A 23,172-nucleotide genomic window follows, 5' to 3' on the forward strand; every position below is an offset into this window, starting at 1 on the left:
TTTAAAAGATGATCGGCTCGGCTATTCGGCGCAGATCAGCATCAAGCGCGTCGGACAATCGTTTGTCAGGAATGGAAAATCTTCGATTTAAAGCCGGCCCACTGGCTCGATTAAATCCTGGTGACCGCAATTCCAGCCTGCGCCCAGAGGCTTTTCTGGGCGGGCACTTTGGGCTAATGTGGCGGCCCTCTTTTGGAGTCGTCCATGCCGCGCGTCACCTGGTCCCTGCATGCTTATCAGTTGATCGAGCCCGATGAGCAGCTTGACCTGTTCGCGTGCCGCGAAGTTCGCGTGCACCTGTTGGCGCGTCAGCTAGAGCTGGGTGGGTTTGCGGACCGGACTCTGTGCGGCGGGCTGCTGCCGGCACAACCGCAGCTGATTGTTCTAGAAAAGCCCATGCTGCGCGACAAACGCTTATGTAAAGCCTGCTTTGCTGTGCTGCAAGCGCAGCGGCGGGGCGAACGGTCGCTTTGGTCGGACGCTTGACGTTGGCCTGGCGCATGCCGGGCAGTGTACAATCTGCGGTCATTTTATCTGCGCCACGCCAAGGATTCCCGGATGTTGTCCCGTGTCCCTCTCGCTCTTCGTTCGTTATCGCTTGCCGTCTCGTTTGCGGCCGGTTCCGCTGTCGCTCTGGAGCTGCCTCTACCGCCGCCTGGCGAGGATATTGTTGGCCAGGTGCAGGTGATTAAGGCCAAATATGAGGACACCTTTGCCGATCTCGGCAAGGCCAACGATCTGGGTTATACCGAGATGGTGGCAGCTAACCCGGGCGTCGACGCCTGGTTGCCGGGTGAAGGCTCTGAGGTGATCTTGCCGACGCGCTTCATTTTGCCTGCCGGCCCGCGTGAAGGCATCGTGATCAACCTTGCCGAGTACCGCATGTACTACTTCCCGAAAGGGCGCAATGTGGTTTACACCTATCCGCTGGGTATTGGCCGCGAGGGCTGGGGTTCGCCGATTACCAACACCTCGATTACTGCCAAGACGCCGAATCCGGCCTGGTATCCGCCAAAATCGATTCGTGAAGAGCATGCTGCTGAAGGTGATCCGTTGCCGACTGTGGTCGCACCTGGCCCTAACAACCCGCTGGGTCCATTCAAGTTCACCCTGGGTACGCCGGGCTACCTGATTCACGGCTCGAACAAGAAGTTCGGTATCGGTATGCGCGTCAGCCATGGCTGCTTCCGCATGCTGAACAACAACGTGCTGGAGTTGGCTGGCATGGCACCGGTGGGCACCAAGCTGCGCATCATCAACGAGCCGTACAAGTTCGGCGTGAGTGGCGGTAAGGTTTATCTGGAGGCCCATGCGCCGCTGGATGATCACGGCGAGCCATCCTTGGTCGACAAACACACGGCGGTGATCAATGCACTGCTCAAGCGTGATGACTTGGTCAATCAACTGCGTCTGGATTGGGATGTGGTGCGCGAGGTGGTGGCCGCTGAAGATGGTTTGCCGATCGAAATTGCTGTGCCGGATAACTCTGTAGCGAGCACGGCCTTGCCGCTTAACTAATCGATCAGGCTGTTGTTTAGAGCCGCCCTCTGGGGCGGCTTTTTATTGCCTGGAAAACGCTATTGGGTGAATTTTGGGCAATAAAAAAGCCGGCCCGGAAACCGGGTCGGCTTATTAGTCTCGAAAGACTATTACTTCTTGGAAGCTTTTTCCAGCATACGCAGAGCGCGCTCGTTAGCTTCGTCAGCAGTTTGCTGAGCTTTCTGAGCAGCAGCCAGAGCTTCGTCAGCTTTGCTGTAAGCTTCGTCAGCACGAGCCTGGGCGCGAGCGGAAGAATCTTCAACTGCAGTTACGCGAGCTTCGATTTCTTTGGTGTTGCTGCAGCCAGTTGCCAGAACGGCAGCCAGAGCGATAGCGGACAGCTTGAATACGTTGTTCATGTGTTTCCCCTTAAGGTGGACTTTCCATAAAAGCAATTCCCCGAGCTCGGAGAATTAGCCGGTGTACATAGTACTCATAACTTCTAATAAGTAAATCGGCGCAAAGCAAGGAGTGCTGGTTTTTTTACAGAATATGGACTGGGTTGATCCAGATGATTGCCAGCTGGGTAAAAAACATACAGAACATCCCGCTGTAGTAAGTCGAGTGGGCTAAAAATGGGCATGGCCTCGGTCGTGACGCAGTGTCCATAGGGCTGATAAGCTGCCGCCAGTTTTTTGCAGGACGCGATCGCCTGCGGATCAGGGAAGTGAATATGAACAAGATTATTAAGTGGGCGGTGCTAGGGCTGTTGGCAGTTGCGCTGCTGATCAAGCTGTCGTTGTGGCTGTCCGTGCGCTCTGTCATGGATGACGCCATTGAACAGATGGCGCCGCACGTGGTCATCAAATATTCAGGCATTACGTCGTCGTTTGACGGGCGCATTGGGCTGGAAAAAGTCGAGATCCGCGTCCCTGCACTGCATGATGAGCTGCGCGTGGCGCATGCCGAGCTGCGTTTCCATGGGCTGGGGGAGCTGCTGCGCTTCAAGGAGCGGCTGGCTGAAGGTAAATTCCCTGAGCAGATGGCCGTTAAGCTGCAAGGCCTGGCGCTGGATGTGCACGGCCCCTTTATGGCCCAGCTTTATAGCCAGCCCGCAGAGCGCAGTGTGTTTACCGCCATGAGTGAGGTGGCATGCGGCAAGGTGCGTAATATTGGTACCGGTGAGCTGTTGGACATGGGGTATCGGACGTTTGAGACCGATGCCGAGTTTTCCTATCGTTTTGAGCCAGGCGCTCAAAAGCTCAGCTTCAACTTGCGTTCAGATACGCGCGATATGGCAGCCATGCAGGTGTCGATGACCCTGGCCAATATGTCAGAAAAGCCCGGTGACCTGCGTGCCAATCCGCCTCGGGTGTCGCTGGTGACGGTGGAAGTGAGCGACAACCAGTACCAGCGCAAGGTGCAGGAGTATTGCGCCGGTAAGCTCGGCCAAGACACTAAACAATATGTGCAAACGGCCGTCGCTCAGTTTGATCGGGTGCTACGCAGCCAGCGCATTGCCCTTGAGCCTCCGGTGCTGGCCGCCTATGGCCGGTATTTGCAGGACCCACAGTCATTGCGCCTGGAGTTCAATCCCACAGAAGGCATGGTCTGGGATGGTCTGCAATTCTTTGATGCCAAGGATGTTCTGGCCATGCTCAGGCCTGTAGTGTTGGTCAATCAGGAGGTGGTTGAGCCGCTGGGGTTTACCTGGGTTGACCCTAACGTGTCGCTGGCCGTGAAGAACGCCGCCGAACCTGCTGTGGCTGATCAGCCGGTTTCGGCCGCGCCGGGGGAGCAACGTCCGCAGTTCGTCGCGGTCGAGCAATTGCCCAGCTATGCTGGAAAAAGGCTGCAGTTCATCACCTTTGATGGCGCCTATTATCAAGGCGTGCTGCACCGGGTTGAAAACGGTAAGGTTTACCTAAGTGTGCAGTTCCAGTCGGGATCGGCGGAGATGTCTTTGCGTTTGGATAAAATTCATCAGGTAAGGGTGCTTCTCTGATGGCTGCTGAGGGATTGCAATGAGTGAAGCTGTAGAGGTTCAGCATGATGTTGTCGGCCACCAATTCGAAACGACGGTGGACGGCCATCGCGCTTACCTGGCGTATATGGATCTGGGCAAGCAGACGCTGGATATCTATCGCACGTTCGTGCCCAACGCGCTGCGTGGGCGCGGCATTGCCGCGGCCTTGACCGAACAGGCGTTGGCCTACGCCGACGAGGCTGGTTATTCGGTGATTCCTTCTTGCTCCTATGTCGAGCGCTACATGGAGCGCCGGCAACGCAGCACGGTAAAAAGCTAAAATCTACGCGCACAAAAAAGCCGGGCAATGCCCGGCTTTTTTGTGCGCGAAATAATTAATCTCGCGAGCGCTTTGGCAATACATCCTTGAGTTTCTGGTGCATGCCGCGCAGAGCTTTTTCGGTGGTGTCCCAGTCGATGCAGGCATCGGTGATGGATACGCCATATTGCAGTTCGCAGAGGTCTTTGGGGATGGACTGGCTGCCCCAGCCCAGGTGGCTTTCCACCATCAGGCCGACGATGGACTGGTTGCCTTCGACAATCTGGTTGGCCACGTTGTCCATGACCAGCGGTTGCAGGGCCGGGTCTTTGTTGGAGTTGGCGTGGCTGCAGTCGACCATGATGTTCGGGCGAATGGCGGCCTTGTTCAGCGCCTGTTCGCAAACCGCCACGCTGACCGAGTCATAGTTGGGCTTGCCGTTGCCGCCACGCAGTACTACATGGCCGTATGCATTGCCTTTGGTGGTGACGATGGACACGCCGCCTTCCTGGTTGATGCCGAGGAAGCGATGAGGACTTGAAACCGACTGCAGCGCGTTGATGGCCACGGTCAGGCCACCGTCAGTGCCATTCTTGAAACCTACAGCAGACGACAGGCCGGAAGCCATTTCGCGGTGGGTCTGGGATTCGGTGGTGCGTGCGCCAATCGCCGACCAGCTGATCAGGTCCTGCAGGTACTGCGGCGAGATCGGGTCGAGTGCTTCTGTGGCTGTCGGCAGGCCCATTTCCGCCAGATCGCGCAGCAGGGTGCGACCGATGTGCAAGCCGTCCTGAATCTTGAACGAGTCATCTAGATACGGGTCGTTGATCAAACCTTTCCAGCCGACGGTGGTGCGCGGTTTTTCGAAATACACACGCATGACCAGATAGAGGCTATCCGAAACCTCAGCCGCCAGCACCTTGAGGCGCTCGGCGTATTCGTGGGCCGCTTTGATGTCATGGATCGAGCACGGGCCGACGACCACGAACAGGCGATGATCCTTGCCGTCGAGGATGTTGCGGATGACTTCGCGGCCTTGGGCCACGGTCTGTAGCGCCGCGTCGGTCAGAGGGATTTCGCGCTTGAGTTGCTCCGGGGTAATCAGGGTTTCGTTGGAGGCAACGTTGAGGTCGTCGATGGGTAAATCAGCCATGGTGCTATTCATCAGGTCAGAGTCGTCAGGTCACAAGTGCCGGCCGCCAGCGATCCCCTGGGCGGTATACAGCAAGATGGGCGCAGTGGGGAGGCTGAACCTTAGCGCGTTAGGCCTTGGCTAGACAATGGGCACGGCGGGCTTTAATCGGCTGTCGGGCGCTGCTGGTCGAAGCTGGCGCTGGAGAATTCGGCGGCGTGGGCGGCGATCCATTCCTGGGCTACGGCCTCAATCGGCAATGCCTGGCCGAGTTCCAGTTCCCGTTGATGACGGTAATGTTGGATCTGGCAGACTTGCTCGACCATGCGCGCGCGAAACAAGGTGTCTTCATCCATAAAGGCGATGCCGACCAGATAGTCGTCGGCCTGTTTACGGCACCACGCCACAATACCGGGGTAGCAGGCGGCCTCGCCAAGCAGGGGGATGCGCATTTCGATGGCGCTGCCGCAGCGGAAGCGGCGCGGTGAATTGCACGCCACGCCGCCGAGGCTGATATTGTGCAGGCGCTGGCGCGGTACGAACGCCTGCCGGCGCAGAACCAACTCCACCGGCATATCGCTGGGATGACGCAAAAATCGACGCATGACCCACCACTCCCAATGCCATCATTTTGACATCGCTGCAGGCAGTATAGTGACCGAGCTTGAATTGACAGATTTTGATGCGGACCGTCAATTATTGGCCTTGCCTGGCGTATCACTGGTGATCTTTACCAGCACAGGTTGTGCCAGATGCCGCTGGTTGCGTCAGCAATTGCCCACTTGGCGACTGCCGGTCACGCGGCTGTGCTGGATTGACGCCGGCAATAATGGCGGCCTGGTTGAGCGCTATGAAGTGCGGCACCTGCCGGCCGTATTTGCCGTACGTGATAGTCAGTTTTTCGGCGAGTTGGCGGTGGGCTTTAATCGCGAAGACTGTTGCCAGGCCTTGGATAGGGTGCTGGCTATTGAGGCTGAGGAGCTTCCCTGAATGGCAAATTCACAACGTCCACGGATCGCGATCATCGGTACCGGCGCTATTGGCGGATTTTATGGCGTGATGCTGGCGCGGGCCGGCTTCGATGTGCATTTCCTCCTGCGCAGTGAATACGAGGCGGTGCGCAGCAACGGTTTGCAGGTCAACAGTGCGGTACATGGCGCCATCACCCTGGACAATGTCCAGGCCTACCGTGATGTGGCGCAGATGCCGCCTTGCGATTGGCTGCTGGTGGGGGCTAAAACCACCAGTAATGCGGCGCTGGCGCCACTGATTGCGCAGGTGGCGGCGCCTGGTGCCAAGGTGCTGTTGCTGCAAAATGGTTTGGGCGTCGAGGAGGCGCTGCGTCCGCTGTTGCCGGCGTCCCTGCACCTGCTCGGTGGCCTGTGTTTTATCTGCGTGCACCGTTCGGCGCCCGGGGTGGTGGAGCATCAGTCCCTGGGGGCGGTCAGCCTGGGTTATCACTCCGGCCCGGCAGTCGAGCAGGGCGCACGCCAGGCGATTCTTGAGCAAGGGGCTGGGATGTTCAGTGCTGCCGGTATTGATGCCACGGCCATGGCCAGTCTGGAGCAGGCGCGCTGGCAGAAGCTGGTGTGGAATGTGCCTTACAACGGCTTGTCGGTATTGCTGAACGCGGGCACCAGCGCATTGATGGGCAATGCCGACAGTCGGGCATTGATTCAAGCCCTCATGCAGGAAGTAGTGCAGGGCGCTGCCGCTTGCGGCCATGAACTGCCGGCGGGCTTTGCCGACAAGCTGTTTGCCAATACCGAGCGGATGCCCGACTACCAGCCGAGCATGTACCACGATTGGCAACAGCAGCGGCCTATGGAGCTGCAGGCGATCTATGCCGCGCCCTTGGCAGCCGCCGCCCAGGCCGGTTGCGCGTTGCCGCGCATTCAGGCCCTGTACCAAGCCTTGAGTTTTATCGACAGTCGCAAGCACTAGGAGTGCGTATGGGCAATGGATTGAGCGACAAACTGGTGCTGGCGATTTCCTCTCGGGCCTTGTTTGACCTGAGTGACAGTCATCGGGTCTACGAGGCCGAAGGCATTGAAGCGTATCGCCAGTATCAGATCGAGCACGAGGAGGAAATTCTCAGCCCAGGCGATGCCTTTCCATTGGTGGAAAAACTCCTCAACCTCAATAGTGCCCTTGGCCAGCCGCGGGTCGAGGTGATTCTGGTCTCGCGCAACAGCGCCGACACGGGCTTGCGGGCGTTCAACTCGATCCAGCATTACAACTTGGGGATTTCCCGCGCGGCCTTTGTCGGCGGTCGCAGTCCGGAACCTTATCTGGCCGCGTTTGGCTGCCACTTATTTCTCTCTACCCATGCCGAGGACGTGCGCAGTGCGCTGCAGGCCGGTTTTGCCGCTGCCAGTATCCTTTCGGGTGGGGCGCGACGAGCGGACAGCAATGAGTTACGGATCGCCTTCGACGGCGATGCAGTGTTGTTTTCCGACGATTCCGAGCGGGTCTATCAGCAGGGCGGGCTCGCTGCGTTTCAGGCCCATGAGCGCAAGTCAGCGCGGGAGCCGCTGGTCGGTGGGCCGTTCAAGCCGTTTCTGGCGGCGTTGAACCGCTTGCAGCAAGAGTTTCCCGAAGCCAGTTGTCCGATCCGTACCGCACTGGTCACCGCACGCTCGGCGCCGGCCCATGAGCGAGTGATTCGTACCTTGCGCGAGTGGGACATCCGCCTGGATGAGTCCTTCTTTCTGGGTGGGCTGGAGAAATCGGCAATCCTGGAAACCTTTGGCGCCGACATGTTTTTCGATGACCAGGCCGGTCATTGCGAGAAAGCCAGCGGCGTGGTCGCCACCGGCCACGTGCTGCATGGCGTCAGCAACGAGATGCCCGAGGCCTAAGCGCCCAGCGGCAAACCGCTTTGGCGCGGCGCTGCTACGCTCTATTGCAGGCCTTCCGCCAGCAGTAGAAGAGGTCTCGGATGATCCGCTCAATTCTTTATGCCACCGATCTTGGTCTTTACGCGCCTTATGTGTTGCAGCATGCGCTAGCCCTGACACGTTCGTTCAATGCCTCGCTGTATGTGGTGCATGCGGTCGAACCCATGGGCTTGTTTGCTGAGTCCGTATTACAGACCTATCTCGATGAAAACACGCTCAAGGACATGCGCAGCAATGGCCTGAGCACCGTCATGGCCAGCATCGAACAGCGCGTGCTGGAAGGTTTTTACGACGAGATGGGCGATGCCCAGGAGGACATGGCCCTGATCAAGGCCGTGCGCGTGATTCAGGGCGATCCGCCGCAGGTCATTCTGGCCCAGGCGCGCGAGCTGGAGGTGGACTTGCTGGTGGTCGGCAGCCACAGCCACGGCGCAACCTGGGATACGCCGTTGGGCCGTACCTCCGCACGCCTGGTCCAGCTGGCTGAGGTGCCGGTGTACCTGGTGCCTATGCTGCAGCACCGCGGCCATGGCGAGCTTTAGCAGGGCGACGTGCGGTCAGCTGAAGGGCGGGCAATTTGAGATAAATCATCTAGATTGATTGTTCGTATCGCCATTATGGTTATATGGGATAGCAGGCCACTTCAGGGCCTATCTGTTTTGAGGGACGAGTATGAAGCTCCAACAACTGCGCTATATCTGGGAAGTCGCCCACCACGACCTTAACGTTTCGGCGACGGCGCAGAGCCTCTATACCTCCCAGCCAGGGATCAGCAAGCAGATCCGGTTGCTGGAAGACGAGCTGGGCGTTGAAGTCTTTGCCCGCAGTGGCAAACACCTCACCCGCGTGACCCCGGCTGGCGAGCGCATCATCAGCACGGCCGGCGAGATTTTGCGCAAGGTCGAGAGCATCAAGCAGATCGCCCAGGAATTCTCCAACGAGAAGAAAGGCACGCTGTCGATTGCCACCACCCATACTCAGGCCCGCTATGCCTTGCCGCCGGTGATCAGCGCCTTTATCAAGCAATACCCGGACGTCGCCTTGCACATGCACCAAGGCACGCCGATGCAGATTGCCGAAATGGCGGCTGACGGCACTGTGGACTTTGCCATTGCTACCGAAGCCCTGGAGCTGTTTGGTGACCTGGTGATGATGCCGTGCTACCGCTGGAACCGCTGCGTGGTGGTGCCCCAGGGCCATCCACTGGCGAAGTTGCCGAAGTTGACCCTGGAAGCCTTGGCCGAGTACCCGATTGTCACTTACGTATTCGGTTTTACCGGGCGCTCCAAGCTGGATGAAGCGTTCAGTCACCGCGGCCTGTCGCCCAAAGTGGTGTTCACCGCCGCCGACGCCGACGTGATCAAGACCTATGTACGCCTGGGGCTGGGGGTCGGCATCCTGGCGACCATGGCCGTCGATGCCAAGCACGATCCGGATCTGGTGGTGCTGGATGCCAGCGAGCTGTTCGAGGCCAGCGTGACCAAGATTGGCTTCCGTCGTGGCACCTTCCTGCGCGGATTTATGTGCGACTTCATCGAGAAGTTTGCCCCGCACCTGACCCGTGAAATGCAGGCCAAAGCGCTGCAATGCCACAACAAGGCGGAGATGGACGATCTGTTTCGCGATATACAGCTACCGACCTACTGAGTCGCGCACTCCGTAAGACCGGCACTTGGCTACGCCCAGCACCCCGCGCAAGCATGTCCTTCGCGGGGTGTTTTTATTTAGGCATACATCGTTATCAGCACCGGGCTGCATTGAAGAGCATCGAGATTCAGGAGAGCGGATATTCTGCCTCAAGACCCGGCCCGGGGCGTTGCCGAAGGGGTTGGCTAGGCGGTAGATAGCACTGGAGCTTGCGTGGTGATGGCGATTTAATAGCCGCGTGCCATATTCATGGCATGTGCCTGACTGCACGCGTTCCGCTCCTGTTCCTAGGGCCCTGCCAGAGTTCTTATGTCTTATTTGACCCGTTTGTTTCTCGATGCCAGCGATCCCGGCTTGTACCTTTACGGCAGCTACAACCCTTGGTTGGTGGCGCTGTCGTTGCTGATCGCGATTTTCGCTTCAGGCATGGCCCTGCAAGTGGCGGGCATGGCACGAGTGAGTGACAACGCGCTGTACCGTCAGGTGGCCCTGCTCACCGGTTCGCTGGCATTGGGTGGCGGCGTCTGGTCAATGCACTTTATCGGCATGCTGGCCTTCCAGTTGTGCGCGCGGGTGGATTACGCCCCTGGCTTGACCCTGCTGTCGCTGTTGCCCAGCTTGTTTGCCTCCTGGATCGCTTTGCAACTGCTGGCGCTGCGCAGTATTAGCCGTACACAACTGATTGCCAGTGGTGTGTTGGTGGGGGCAGGTATAGGTGCCATGCACTACAGCGGCATGGCCGCCATGCAGATGGCGCCTTTGCTGCGCTATGACCCGTACTGGTTTGCCTTGTCCATTCTGGTCGCGGTGGTATTGGCGATTTTGGCGCTGTGGGTGCGCTTCGGCCTGCGTGGACGCATTTCCGGTGGCCGGGCGATTCTCGCCAGCGCGGTGGTTATGGGCTTGGCCATCGCCGGTATGCATTACACCGGCATGGCCGCGGCGCGTTTTGTTGGCATTGCCGAGCCGTTGGATCAGCAGAGCAATGCGGACAGTGTATTTATCGCCCTGGCCGTGGCGGTGGCCACCGTGTCGCTGACCATCTTCGTCGCGGCTGCCAATGGCCTGTTGCGTTATCGCCAGTTATACCGGCAGATGCAGAGCAGTGAGTCGCGGCTGCGGGCCATCCTCAATACCGCGGTGGACGGTATTATCACCATTGATGAGCGCGGCCAGATCGTGGGCCTTAACCAGTCTGCCGAGCAGTTGTTTGGTTGGTCCAGTGCAGAGCTGCTGGGGCAGAACATCCGCATGCTGATGCCCGAGCCCCACCGTTCACAACACGACGGTTACCTGGCCAATTACCACCGCACTGGCGAGGCACGCATTATCGGTGTTGGGCGCGAAGTGGACGCGCAGCGCAAGGACGGCAGCCTCATGCCCATCCGCCTGGCCATCGGCAAGGCCAATATCCCTGGGCAGTCGCTGTATGTGGGTTTTATCAGTGACATCAGCGAACGCAAGGCGATGGAGCAGGCCTTGCGCGAGAGCGAGCAGCAGTTCCGCTCACTGATCGGCAATATCCCCGGCGTATCGTTCCGCTGCCTGCTGGACACGGACTGGAGCATGTTGTTCATCAGCGACGCCGTAGAAAAGCTGACGGGCTGGCCGGCGGATGAGTTCATGCAGCGGCGCAAGTCAATCAATCAGCTGTTCCACCCTGAAGATGTCCAGCGCATCGCCAACGACGTGCTGCAGGGCATTGCTCGGGATGGTAATTACACCGTCGAATACCGCCTCGTCGACCGCCAAGGTCAAGAGCACTGGATCTGGGAAAGCGGCAGCGCGGTGCTCGATGAGCACGGCGAGCCGAAGTGGATCGACGGCGTACTGCTCGACATCACCGAGAGCAAGCTGCGCAACGCCGAATTCGAGAGCACGGTAAATGCCATCCGCCGTGCGTTGGCGGTGGTTGAGTTCGATTTGCAGGGCACCATCCTCGACGCCAACCAGAACTTTCTCGACCTCATGGGCTATCGACTGGAGGAAATCCAGGGTCAGCATCACCGTATGTTTTGTGAGCAGGCCTACGTTGCAAGCCCAGACTACGCCGCGCTCTGGGCGCACCTGGGCCGAGGCGAGCTGGATGCTGGCGAATACCTGCGCCTGGGCAAGGGGGGGCGGGAAGTGTGGATTCAGGCGTCCTACAACCCGATCTTCGATGCCGATGGCAAGCCGTTCAAGGTGATCAAATTCGCCACTGACCTCAGCCTGCGCCGCGAAATGGAGCGGGCCCTGCGCGAGGCCAAGGACGTGGCCGAACAGGCAGCGGCGGCCAAGACCACCTTCCTGGCCAATATGAGCCATGAAATTCGCACGCCGATGAACGCCATCATCGGGTTTACCGAAGTGCTCCTCGACAGCTCCCTGGACAGCCAGCAGCGTCGTCACCTGAGCACCGTACGGCAGGCCGCGCGCTCGCTGCTGGGGCTGCTCAACGGCATTCTCGATACCGCCAAGCTGGAGCGCGGCGCGGTTGAACTGGAGTGTGCGGACTTTTCCCTGCCCGAGCTGTGCCAGCAAATTTGCAACTCCCTACGCCTGAGTGCCGAGGCCAAGGGCCTGACCCTGGACCTGGACTACCCGGCCGAGCTCGGTGAGCACTTCAAAGGCGATCCGCTGCGTATCCAGCAGGTGCTGACCAACCTGTTGGGCAACGCGGTGAAGTTCACCGAGCAGGGCTGGGTGCGTCTGGAGGTGCGGGCTGGGCAGGGTGATGAACTGCACTTTGCCGTGCGTGACAGTGGTATCGGCATTGCCGCGGATCGTCTGCAGCGCATCTTCGAACCGTTCGCCCAGGCTGATGCCTCGATGAGTCGGCGCTTTGGCGGCACGGGGCTGGGCACCACCATCGCCCGCCAGCTGACCGAGCTGATGCGCGGGCGCATCGAGGTACAAAGTCAGCCGGGTGAGGGCAGCACCTTTCATGTCTGGTTACGTCTGCCTGCAGGTGTTGCTCCTTCCCATGAGCCGAGTGCCAGCGCTATCGACCTGCCACCATTGCGCATCCTGGCGGCCGACGATGTGCCGCAGAACATCGAGTTGCTCAGCTTGATCCTCACTCGCCTGGGGCACCAAGTCGTCACCGCCTATGACGGAGAAGAGGCACTGGCCGGTTACTTCAACGGCCACTTCGACCTGCTGCTGATGGACGTGCAGATGCCGCGCATGGACGGCCTGGAGGCGACCCGGCGAATTCGCAAGCATGAGCAGATCAATGGTCTGCAGCCCATCCCGATCATTGCCCTCACGGCCAGTGTCCTGGAGCAGGACCGCCGTGCCGCGCGGGAGGCCGGCATGGATGGTTTTGCCTCCAAGCCGCTGGAGATCGATAAGTTGCTCGCCGAGATGGCCGCGGTGACCGGCCTGGCTGCCCAAGTACCTGCAGCACCCGTAAGGTTGCCGCAAGGCGTGGCTGAGAGCGCCATCGACTGGGCCCGTGGCATGCAGCTATGGGGGAGCGAAACCGCTTTGCAGGCGGCCATTCACCGCTTCCTCGATGAACACCTGCAAGTGGCTGCGCAGATTACGGCATTGCTGCAGGGCGGCGAGCAAACTGCAGCCGCCGAGTTGACCCATCGTATGCGTGGCGCTGCCGCCAACCTGGCGCTGCTGCCCCTGAGTCACCTGGCCGGGCAGTTGGAGCAGGTGCTCAAGGGGCCGTTACCGGTCTTCCCCGACGCCTTGCTGGTTGCGTTGCAACAGGCCCTGACCAATCTGTCGGCCGAACTGCCGGAGCGGCCTACCGCCGCGCTGGACAAGCCCGTCGTCGACACAGTAGAACTGCTGCAGTTACGTCCGCTGATCGAGCAGTCGCGTATCGCCCTGCAACATGGCGAATTGGCTGAGCAAGCCATGCAGCAATTGCTCGCCGCACTGCCGGTGGCGCGGGCGCAAGCCCTGGAAGCGGCCATCAATGATTTCAACTTTGAGCACGCCGCTGCTCAGCTTGCCGAGTTGCTCGGCTGGCTCAAACAGCAGCCCGGAGGTACAGCCCCATGAGCGAAGCCGTCGATAGCCGTCCCAAGTTGTTGTTGGTCGACGACGAGCCGACCAACCTGCAAGTGCTGCGGCAGATCCTGCAGGATGACTACCGCCTGTTCTTTGCCAAGGACGGCGACAAGGCCCTGGAGATGGCGGCGCGCGAGCGGCCTGATCTAATCCTGCTCGATGTGATGATGCCCGGCATGACGGGTTACGAAGTCTGTACCCGGCTCAAGCAGGATGAGATGACGGTCGCCACGCCGGTGATCTTCGTCACGGCCCTGGCCGATGTCGACGACGAGGCCCGTGGCTTCGAAGTCGGGGCGGTGGACTACATCACCAAGCCGGTCAGCCCGCCCATCGTGCGGGCCCGTGTGCGCACTCACCTGTCGCTGGTGCGGGTTGATGAGCTCAAGCAAACGCGTCTGCAAATCGTCCAGCGCCTCGGCCTGGCGGCCGAATACAAGGACAACGAGACTGGCCTGCACGTCATTCGCATGAGCCATTACTCGCGGATATTGGCCCTGGCCGCCGGCTTCAGCGAGCTGGCCGCCGATGACTTGCTCAACGCTGCCCCCATGCACGATGTGGGCAAGATCGGCATTCCCGATGCCATCCTGCAGAAGAACGGCAAGCTCGACGAGGCCGAGTGGGTGGTGATGCGCAGCCATGCGCAGATCGGCGCCGAGATCATCGGTGATCATCCCTCGGGCTTGCTGCAGATGGCCCGCAGCATTGCCCTGACCCATCATGAAAAGTGGGATGGCAGTGGTTACCCCAACGGTCTCAAGGGTGAGGAGATTCCCATTGCCGGACGCATCGTCGCGATTGCAGATGTGTTCGATGCGCTGACCAGCGTACGTCCTTACAAACCGGCTTGGTCGTTGGAAGACACCCTGGCGTTGATCCAGCGTGAGAGCGGCAAGCACTTCGATCCGCACTTGGTCGAGCTGTTCCTGGGCCAGATGCCAGCCATTCTGGAGATCAAGGCCCGCTGGGCTGAGCGCGAATAACACCCGCACAGCTCAGCATTTCTTCGGCCTTTAGGTCGCTGCACAGTGGATATCAATCCGGTGCGGCTGGCCGTCGTCGAGCAGTAGCACCTCCGCTGTTGGTTGCAGTACGCCGTCCAGGCTGACGCTGTTGTCGGCCTGTGGGCTTTGCTGCACGTGAATCTGGTAGAGGCTGGCACCAAAGCGGTAGTCGAGGCTGAATCCTGGCCAATCGGCGGGCAGTACTGGGCGCAGGTGCAGGCGCGCACCTTCTAAGCGCAAGCCGAGCAGGGATTCCACCAGCAACTGGTACATCCAGCCAGCCGAGCCGGTGTACCAACTCCAACCCCCGCGCCCGGCATGGGGCGCCACGGCGTAGACATCGGCACTGATGACATAGGGCTCGACTTTATACACCTCGACCGCCTCGGCGCTCTGGCCGTGGCTGAGCGGGTTAAGCATGCGCGTCAGCTCCCAGGCCTTGGCACTGTCGCCCAGTTCGGCAAAAGCCATGGCCGCCCAGATGCCGGCATGGGTGTATTGGCCACCGTTTTCGCGCACGCCCGGCACGTAGCCCTTGATGTAGCCAGGGTCGAGAGTGGACGTGTCAAACGGTGGCTCGAACAGCTGAATCAGACCCAGATCGCGGCGCACCAGGTGCTGGTTGAGCGCCTGCATGGCGCTGCGCCGGCGTTGATCCGGCGCTGCGCCGGAGAGCACCGACCAGCTCTGGGCGATGGAGTCGATCCGGCATTCATCATTGCTGGCCGAACCCAGCGGCGTGCCGTCATCGAAGTAGGCGCGGCGATACCAGGCGCCATCCCAACCGTGGTTTTCCAGGCTGATTTGTAGCAGGCGGGCCTGTTCTTCGCAGCGCTGGGCAAAGGTCTCGTCGCCATGCTCGCGGGCGGTGCCGGCAAAGGCGCGCAGCACCTGATACTGGAAGAAGCCCAGCCAGATGCTCTCGCCCTGGCCAAGTTCGTCAACGCGGTTCATGCCGTCGTTCCAGTCGCCGGAGCCCATCAGCGGCAAGCCGTGGGCACCGCGTTGCAGGCCATGTTCGAGGGCGCGTACGCAATGTTGATAGAGGCTTTCGCGCAGGGCGCTGGGCCGTGGCAGGTCGAAATAAGACTCCTCGCCAGGGTTTAACGGCCGACCTTCTAGGTAGCCGGCGGGCTCGTCGAGCACGCTGCGATCGCCGCTGACCTGAACATAGCGGCTGGTGACCAGCGGCAGCCACAGGTAGTCATCCGAGCAGTGGGTGCGCACGCCGCGGTCTTGTGGCGGGTGCCACCAATGTTGCACATCGCCTTCGACAAACTGGTGCGCGGCACACACCAGCAAATGCTCGCGGGTGCTGGCGGGCGCTGCATGTAGCATCGCCAGGCTGTCCTGCAACTGGTCGCGAAAGCCAAAGGCGCCGCCGGACTGGTAGTAGCCGCTGCGCGCCCAGAAGCGGCAGGCGATGACCTGATACATCAGCCAACCATTGACCAGCACGTTAACGGCCGGATCCGGGGTTTGCACCTGCACCTTGCCCAGGGTTTGCTGCCAATGCTTGCGCACCGCCTGCAAGGCGCTGGCGGCGGTGCCCACCCCGCGCAGGCGCTGCACCAAGCTGGTGGCGGCGCGGGCATCTTGCTCGGCGCCCAGCCGGAAGACGATTTCATGGCGGCCGCCATCGGCCAGCTCGAAGCCGGTCTGGATCGCCCCGCAAGGGTCGAGCCCGGCGCCGATCCGCCCGGACAGGCGCGGCTGGCCCAGGGCTGCTGGTGCGCGGAGGTTGCCATTGCGGCCGAGGAACTCGCTGCGGTCGCCGCTGATGCTGCGCCCTGGCCAATCGACATCGAAGAACGCCACGCGGCCGCAATATTCCATCGAATAGGCATTGCGAGCGAACAGCGCACCGCTGATTGGGTCCGACTCGGTGACCACGTGCATGGCGGTTTTTTCCCGCAGGTCGCCCAGCACCCACTCCACATAACCGGTGGCGGACAGGCGCCGTGGGCGACCGGAGCGGTTGTGCAGCTTCAAGACCGAGAACTTCACCGGCGCATCAAGGGCCACGTACACCCACAGTTCACTGTGAATGCCGTCTTCCTCATGCTCGAACACGCTGTAGCCAAAGCCGTGGCGGGTGATGTACGTGCCGTTGCCGCGCCTTGGTAGCGGGGGTGGGTGACCAGTAATGGCCGCTGTCTTCATCGCGCAAATACAGCGCCTCGCCGCTGGTATCGCCCACCGGGTCGTTGTGCCATGGCGTCAGGCGGTATTCGTGGGCGTTGGCGCTCCAGGTATAGGCGCCACCGCTTTCGGAGATCACGCTGCCAAACTGCGGATTGGCCAGCACGTTGGCCCAGGGCGCCGGGGTGGCGTCGCCAGGACGCAGGGTGATGACATATTCGCTGCCGTCGGCTGAAAAGCCTCCATAGGGATTACCCAGCTGCAGCTCGGGGTCGACCCGCGACGGTACGGCCGAACTGCGCTCAGCGCTGCGCAAATGGTTGGGATCGAAGCGCGGTAGGGCAACTTCAACCCGGCGGCGATGCACTTGTTCGTGCAGACCGCCGCGGTTGCCGGCGAGCACGATGCGCGCAACGGCCTGCATCAGGGTGCGGTCTTCCGGCGACAGTTGCTGGGCGCTGCGCACGAAGATGCCGCCTGGGCGGTCAATCAGGTTGGCTTCGATGCCAGAGGCGATCAGGCCCATGATCAGGTCTTGCAGCTGCTGGCGGTAACCGGCTTGGTCTTCGTTCCAGATCACCAGGTCCACCGCCAGGCCTTTTTGCCGCCAGTAGGCGTGGGCCTGTACGAGTTGGCGCACCAGTTCGATTTGCGCCGAGTCGTCGATTTGCACCAGGACGATGGGCAAGTCCCCGGAAATAGCCTGACCCCAGAGGCCCGACTGATTGCGCAGGTTGCTGCTCAGTACGCTGCTTTCGGCGCGCAAGGTGCCATTGGCGTACACCAGCGAGGCGGCCATCTGTTCGTACAGCCGGGCATCGGCGGGCGAAGCGTTGAGTTGGCGCAGCAACACCTGGCTGTGGGTCCAGGCCAGGTCGAAGACCCGGTCAGCCAGATAACGGTCGCGGTATTTGCCGATCAGCTGCAGGCAGCCTTCGCGGCTAGTGCTCAGGCCGGTGACCAGGTCGATGCTGGCCGATTGCCCGGCGTCGAGGCTGATCCGGCAGCGGATCGCTACCACCGGGTCGAGCACGGAGCCGGCGCTGTTGGACAGTAGCCCCGCGTGGTTATCGTCCATGGCTGCCGGCTGGGTCAGGCTGCGGCCGCGACCGATAAAGCGTGAACGGTCGGTTTCGTAGGAGATCGACTCGATATCGGCGCCATGGGCCGCCAGCAGGTGGCACATCCACGGCACCGCTTCGCTGCTGGATCGCGGTCGGCGAGTGCAGATAATGGCCTGCAGGGCAGGCACCAGTTCGGTCTGCACAAACAGGTTACTGAACGCCGGGTGCAGGGCATCGGCTAGGGCCGGGGCGAGCACCACTTCGGCGTAACTGGTGATCTCGATGGTGCGACGCACGCGGGCGCGGTTGGTGAGGGTGATACGGCGCAGCTCGATATCGTCCTCGGGGGAGACGACGATCTCGGTATGGGCATCGAAGTCCCGTTCCCGCACGCGAAATTCGGCCCGCGCATCGGAGAAGATTGCCTCGTAGCACTGCGGTTGCTTGAGCGTCGGCTGGTGGGCACTGGACCAAAACTCGCCGCTGGCAACATCGCGCAGGTAGCAGAACATGCCCCAGTTGTCGGCGCTGATGTCCTCGTGCCAGCGGGTCACGGCCAGCTCGCGGCAGCGGCTGTAGCCACCCCCGGCGCTGCTGACCATGACGTGATAGCGGCCATTGGAGAGCAGTTGCACGGCCGGGCGCTGACGGTCGGGGTCGGTGATCACCCGCAGGCGGGTTTCTGCCTCGGCACTGGCGGGGGTTAGGGTCGTTAGAGTGGCGGTGTGCAGGAACGGCGTGGCAGTTTTCGGAATGCGCTCCTGCAGCAGCAGGGTAATGGCCTGAAACTGCGGCTCGGACTCGAAGCGTCGCTGCATCGGTCGGTCCAGTAACACGCTGGCCAGGGCCAGAAGGCTCATGCCTTGGTGGTGGGCCATAAACGAGCGAATGATCATCGAAGTCTGCCCGCGCGGCAGGCGGGCGACGGTGTAGTCGATGGCCTCGTACAGGCCAAAGCGCCCGGCCAATCCATCCGCGGCCAGGCGTTGCAGGTTACGGCAGGCGGCTTGGGGCGCCACCATCATGGCCAGTGCCGTGGCGTAGGGCGCCACCACCAGGTCGTCGCCGAGGCCGCGTTTGAGTCCCAGCCCCGGCACACCGAAGGCCCGGTATTGATAATTGAAGTGCCCATCCATCACGTTGTAAGCAGACTCGGACACGCCCCAGGGCAAGCCCAGCTGATTGCCGTATTCAATCTGCCGGGCCACGGCGGCGCGGCACGTTTGGTCTAGCAAGGTGCCGGCGTAGCTGGGCATCACCAGCATCGGCATCAGGTATTCGAACATCGACCCTGACCACGACAGCAGCACCGGCACGCCGGCATTGGCGGTCAGCAGGCGCCCGAGGGTGAACCAGCTTTGTTGCGGCAACTGGCCCTGGGCGATGGCGACGAAGTTGGTCAGGCGCACCTCGGAGGCCAGCAGGTCGTAGAAGCCGGCGTCCAGGCGCCGTTCTTCGACGTTGTAGCCAATCGCAAACAGATCGCGGCGCTGGTCGTACAAAAAGGCAAAGTCCATGTCGGCCAGGTCCCCGGCCAATTGCCCCAGGCGTTGGGCGCTGACGATGCGTTGTTGCGCGCAGCGTTGCACGGCAAGCACCTGTTCGCGCTCGGCTTCGGGCCAGTGGCGGCTGTCGACGGCGGCCAGTTGCCGCCAGCTCGGCCATGCGGGCAAGCCGTTGTCAGGGTTGGCCGGCAGGATAAAACGCGCCAGCTCACTGTGCAGGTCGCTGCAATGCTCCAGCAGCGCCTGAAGCCAGAAGCTGCTGTCGCTGAGCAGTGGCGAGAACGCCTGGCTGGCCAGGGTCTTGCTCAGGGCACAGAGGTCATGCATGGCGCGATGGGCGGCCAGCAGCGACGGCGGCGGTGTGTTGTGCAGGGTGTCTAGCTGCTGTTGCATGGCCAGCAGCGGGCGGCTGTCCTGGCCGTCGGCCAGCATGGCGTCGCGCAGCACCTGCACACTGTCGGCCAGGCCGCTGAACTGGCGCAGGGTAAACACCGGTTCGTCCACCAGCGCCAGCAAGCCGGGGCGCAGGGTCAGCAAGTGGCCAGCTAGGTTGCCGCTGTCCACGGTCGAGACGTAGAAGGGCGGCAGTGGCTTCAGCGTCAGGGTGTCGTACCAGTTGTAGAAGTGGCGGCGATGGCGCTCCAGGCGGGCCATGCTCGCCAGGGATTGTTCGACGCGCAGCAGCAGGCGCGCACCACTCAGGTAGCCAAAGTCATGGGCGGCCAGATGGGCCAACAGGGCCATGCCCATATTGGTTGGCGACGTGCGGTGAGCGATCACCGCCAGTGGTTGTTCCTGCATATTGTCCGGCGGCAGCCAGTTGTCTTGAGGGCCGACATAACGGTCGAAAAATGCCCAGGTGCGCCTCGCCAGGGCGCGCAGGAAACTCAGCTCTAGCGCCGTCGGCACAAATGCATGATGGCTGGGTGGGCGGCTGATCCACCACGCCACAGCGGGCGACAGCAGCCAGAGCAACAACAGCGGCGCGGCATAGATCAAAGTCAGGGGCTGCGGCCACAGCAGGATAGGCAGTAGTACGGCCAGCAGTGGGCCAATCCACATCAGGCGATACAGGCCTCTGAGGCTGGCGGTGCTGGTGCGCTCGACTTCCCGCGAGGGGTTCCATTGCAGCAAACGGCGGCGGCTGACCAGCAGGCGCCAGAGGGTCCGCACGATGGCGTCAAGGCTGTAGAGCACCTCATGGGGCAGCCACACCAGTGCCAGGCTACTGCGCAGCAGGTGTTGGCCGGCACTCTGGGTGATGGTCTTGAGGTGGTGCCTCAGGGTCATCTCGGCTGGCTTGTGCGGCAGCGCCAGCAGGCCATGCAGCAGTGCCGGGCTGAGTGCTAGCACCAGCAGGGCCAGGGTCCAGAGACCGCTGTCGAGGTTGCTGCACCAGCCGAGCAGAAACAGGCTCAGCAGTGCGGTAGGGGGCAGGCTGCGGCGCAGGTTATCGGCAATTTTCCAGCGTGACAGCGCGCAGAGAGGATTGCGTTGCAGGCCCTCGCTGCGGGTTGGCGCCCAGGGCAGCAGCCACGGCAGCAACTGCCAGTCACCACGGATCCAGCGGTGACGGCGATTGACGTCGGCGCTGTAACGGGCCGGATATTCTTCATACAACTGCACATCACTGAGCAGGCCGGCGCGGGCAAAACAGCCTTCGATCAGGTCGTGGCTGAGGATGCTGTTGTCGGCAAAGCGGCTGGCGATGGCTTGTTCAAACGCGTCGACGGCATAGATCCCCTTGCCGACAAACGAGCCCTGCTGGAACACATCCTGATAGACGTCCGAAACACTGCGGGTGTAGGGGTCGATACCAGCATCGCTGCCAAACAGCCGGGCATAGACCGAGCGTGCGGTACTGGGCAGGCTGATGCCAACCCGCGGCTGGAGAATGCCGTAGCCGCGGGTGACGCGTTGCTTCACGGGGTCGAACACCGGGTGATTGAGCGGGTGGGCCATGGTCGCAATAAATTGCCGGGCGGCATCGCGGGGTAGCTGGCTGTCGGTATCGAGGGTGATCACGTAACGCACGGCGGGCAAGCTTTGCATGTCACCGACAATCAAGGCGAAACGCTCCGCGCCCTGGCCCCGCAGCAAGGCATTGAACTCGGCGATTTTCCCGCGCTTGCGTTCGTAGCCCATCCACAGCTGGTCTTGCGCGTTCCAGCGGCGCGGCCGGTGGAACAGGAAGAAGCGCTGGCCGTCGGGGTCCGGGTATTTGCGGTTGAGCGCCTCGATACGTTGACGGGCGAGCAGCAGCAGGGCGGTATCGCCCTCCAACACTTCGCTGGCTGCATCCATAAAATCGGTTAGCAGGGCAAAGTGCAGGTGCTGGTCGCGGTTGGCGAGAAAGCGCACTTCCAGGCCTTCGACCAGCTCCTCAACGTCATCAGCGTTGCCAATCAGGGTTGGCACCACCACCAGGGTGCGCGCGTCGGTCGGTATGCCGAGGTCAAAGTCCATGCGCGGCAGCACGCTTGGGCGAACACTCAGGGTCACCAGCCAGTTGACCAGGCCAATGCCGGGTTGGCTGGCCATCAGCAGGGTCGGCAGTGCCAGCACAAGCAGCAGGTAGTCAGGCCAGCCGGCGCTCTTGGCGAGGGCGATAAGCGGCCAGGCCAGGGCGAGGGTAAACAGCAGGGCCAGGCTTAGGTAGATCGACAGCGGGGCGCAGCCTTGCAGCCAGCGACGCATATCGCGCAGCGAGAGTTGCGCGCCGATCTGCGTTTGCAGCGCCGGCAAACCGCGGTCGATCAGGTAGTAGCCCACATGACCTGCCAGCTCTGCGGCCGGGTGCTCACCGGCCAGGGCGATGGCGGCCTGGGCAACGTCGTCCTCGGCTTTGTTGCTGCTGCGCGCCAGGCGCTCGACCACATGGCGGTAGTGGTCGCGGGTGGCAAAGTCCATGGCGCCGTATACCGCGGACGGGTCCTGGCGCAGGGTCTGCTCGACGATGCTCATGCTCTCGACAAACTCGCGCCAGTCGGTGGCCGAGAGCAGGCGCAGGCTGCCGATGCTGTGGCTGATCGACACCTGATCCGCCGCCTGTTGCTGGGCTTCCAACTGGACCAGATGCTCAATGCTAAGGCCCGATTCCGACAACAGTTGCTCGATCCAGGTCAGCGGCAGGGCCAGCGCGGCGCTCTGGCCTTGCAGGCGGCGGGTCAGTTCGGCGACGAATGAGCTGGTCATCGGTGGCGCGGAGCGGGCCATGTCGGCGACGGTGAGAACCACGCTCTTGGCGTCCTGCTCGGCAATCTCGGCCAGGCGATCAGCCCAGTTTTCCGCCAGGTTGCAGTCGTTCCAGTCGGCAATCACTCGCGATGCCACGCGGCGCAGGTTTTCGATCAAGGCCAGGCGCAGCATGATCGGGATCGCCCACAGCTCGCCGAGGGTCAGCGGTGTGACCGTCTGATAAGCGGCAATAAAGCGGCTAAGGCTGTGACTGTCGACGCGGCCGTCGCCGTGGGAAATGATCTCCAGAGCAATGTCATAGACCCGCGACAAACCAGCGGAGGGGCCTTTGGCCAGGCGCGGTAGTTCGCGGCTGTAGCCCTTGGGCAAGTGCAGCTGAGCGGTGCGGATCTGTTCTTCGATCAGGTAAAAATTGTCCAGCAGCCACTCGGCCGCCGGCGTGACCCGGCGGGTGGACAAGGTGGCCTGGGTCAGCAACCGGCAACTGCGGGCCAGCAGCACCTCGTTGTCGGCCAGGCGTTCGAGCAACACGTCGGTGGCCGAGCAGGGGCTGAGGTGGTGTTGGCGGGCCAGCAGCATGCCGTGCTCGGCCATCTGTTCGGCGCTGAACAGCTCCGAGCGCAGCGCGGGCTCATAAGCAAATTTGCTGGCGGAAACCGGCCACAGACGGAAAGCCGCCACCAGTCGCGAAATACTCAGGGATGCGAAAAGCCGTTTCATGTCCATCGTTACATGGGGTACCGAGTAGCTGAACCGCTAGGTCGCGGTAAGCGCCCGAGGTTAATTCTCGGGCCTGTGTCGA

The 23,172-nt window shown here is 61.6% G+C and carries 14 protein-coding genes and 1 pseudogene; 11 read left to right on the forward strand and 4 right to left on the reverse strand.

Annotated features, from left to right (window positions below; genetic code table 11):
* The first annotated feature begins 204 nt into the window (after positions 1-204).
* Positions 205-486: a hypothetical protein gene (locus AC56DI_RS04545; protein WP_496345121.1), complete on the forward strand. Its 282-nt coding sequence runs from the start codon at positions 205-207 to the stop codon at positions 484-486.
* 72 nt (positions 487-558) lie between these two features.
* A complete protein-coding gene (locus AC56DI_RS04550) occupies positions 559-1,518 on the forward strand; it encodes a L,D-transpeptidase family protein (RefSeq protein WP_496345122.1) in 960 nt (319 codons plus the stop codon).
* A gap of 131 nt (positions 1,519-1,649) precedes the next feature.
* Here AC56DI_RS04550 and AC56DI_RS04555 read toward each other — a convergent pair whose 3' ends face one another.
* Positions 1,650-1,898 (reverse strand): Lpp/OprI family alanine-zipper lipoprotein, encoded by a 249-nt coding sequence (locus AC56DI_RS04555; protein ID WP_324517332.1) that lies wholly within the window; start codon positions 1,896-1,898, stop codon positions 1,650-1,652.
* 314 nt (positions 1,899-2,212) lie between these two features.
* Between AC56DI_RS04555 and AC56DI_RS04560 the strand changes: the two genes are divergently transcribed.
* Both AC56DI_RS04560 and AC56DI_RS04565 read left to right on the forward strand, forming a co-directional pair.
* A complete protein-coding gene (locus AC56DI_RS04560) occupies positions 2,213-3,484 on the forward strand; it encodes an aq_1923 C-terminal domain (RefSeq protein ID WP_496345123.1) in 1,272 nt (423 codons plus the stop codon).
* Between the two features lie 19 nt (positions 3,485-3,503).
* The gene (locus AC56DI_RS04565; RefSeq protein ID WP_496345124.1) at positions 3,504-3,785 is read left to right on the forward strand and encodes a GNAT family N-acetyltransferase; all 282 of its coding nucleotides are present in this window, start codon (positions 3,504-3,506) and stop codon (positions 3,783-3,785) included.
* Positions 3,786-3,840: 55 nt separating this feature from the next.
* Here the strand turns inward: AC56DI_RS04565 and AC56DI_RS04570 are convergent, their stop codons facing one another.
* Both AC56DI_RS04570 and AC56DI_RS04575 read right to left on the reverse strand, forming a co-directional pair.
* The gene (locus AC56DI_RS04570) at positions 3,841-4,917 is read right to left on the reverse strand and encodes a 3-deoxy-7-phosphoheptulonate synthase (RefSeq protein ID WP_496345125.1); all 1,077 of its coding nucleotides are present in this window, start codon (positions 4,915-4,917) and stop codon (positions 3,841-3,843) included.
* A gap of 143 nt (positions 4,918-5,060) precedes the next feature.
* Positions 5,061-5,501 carry a PilZ domain-containing protein gene (locus AC56DI_RS04575; protein ID WP_496345126.1) on the reverse strand — a complete coding sequence of 147 codons (441 nt, stop codon included), beginning with the start codon at positions 5,499-5,501 and terminating at the stop codon, positions 5,061-5,063.
* Here AC56DI_RS04575 and AC56DI_RS04580 point away from each other — a divergent pair.
* The 7 genes from AC56DI_RS04580 (at position 5,500) to AC56DI_RS04610 (ending at position 14,440) form a co-directional block, all read left to right on the forward strand.
* Positions 5,500-5,886 carry a YbbN family protein gene (locus AC56DI_RS04580; RefSeq protein WP_496345127.1) on the forward strand — a complete coding sequence of 129 codons (387 nt, stop codon included), beginning with the start codon at positions 5,500-5,502 and terminating at the stop codon, positions 5,884-5,886. The two genes, AC56DI_RS04575 and AC56DI_RS04580, sit on opposite strands and share 2 nt — an antisense overlap.
* On the forward strand, positions 5,887-6,840 hold the full coding sequence (locus AC56DI_RS04585) for a putative 2-dehydropantoate 2-reductase (RefSeq protein ID WP_496345128.1): 954 nt from the start codon (positions 5,887-5,889) through the stop codon (positions 6,838-6,840). It abuts the gene before it with no gap.
* An 8-nt stretch (positions 6,841-6,848) separates the two neighbouring features.
* Entirely contained in the window at positions 6,849-7,757 is a 909-nt protein-coding gene (locus AC56DI_RS04590; RefSeq protein WP_496345129.1) for a 5'-nucleotidase, read from the forward strand.
* 80 nt (positions 7,758-7,837) lie between these two features.
* Positions 7,838-8,338, forward strand: a complete 501-nt coding sequence (locus AC56DI_RS04595) for a universal stress protein (protein WP_496345130.1) — start codon at positions 7,838-7,840, stop codon at positions 8,336-8,338.
* Positions 8,339-8,468: 130 nt separating this feature from the next.
* Positions 8,469-9,443, forward strand: a complete 975-nt coding sequence (gene cysB, locus AC56DI_RS04600) for an HTH-type transcriptional regulator CysB (RefSeq protein ID WP_496345131.1) — start codon at positions 8,469-8,471, stop codon at positions 9,441-9,443.
* 309 nt (positions 9,444-9,752) lie between these two features.
* On the forward strand, positions 9,753-13,445 hold the full coding sequence (locus AC56DI_RS04605) for a PAS domain S-box protein (RefSeq protein WP_496345132.1): 3,693 nt from the start codon (positions 9,753-9,755) through the stop codon (positions 13,443-13,445).
* Entirely contained in the window at positions 13,442-14,440 is a 999-nt protein-coding gene (locus tag AC56DI_RS04610) for a response regulator (protein ID WP_496345133.1), read from the forward strand. Before AC56DI_RS04605 ends, AC56DI_RS04610 begins: the two co-directional genes overlap by 4 nt.
* Positions 14,441-14,470: 30 nt before the next feature.
* Here AC56DI_RS04610 and AC56DI_RS04615 read toward each other — a convergent pair.
* Positions 14,471-23,096, reverse strand: a pseudogene (locus tag AC56DI_RS04615) (GH36-type glycosyl hydrolase domain-containing protein).
* Positions 23,097-23,172 lie beyond the last annotated feature (76 nt).

Source organism: Pseudomonas sp. BGA-UO-ETr-WB11 (assembly GCF_059567785.1).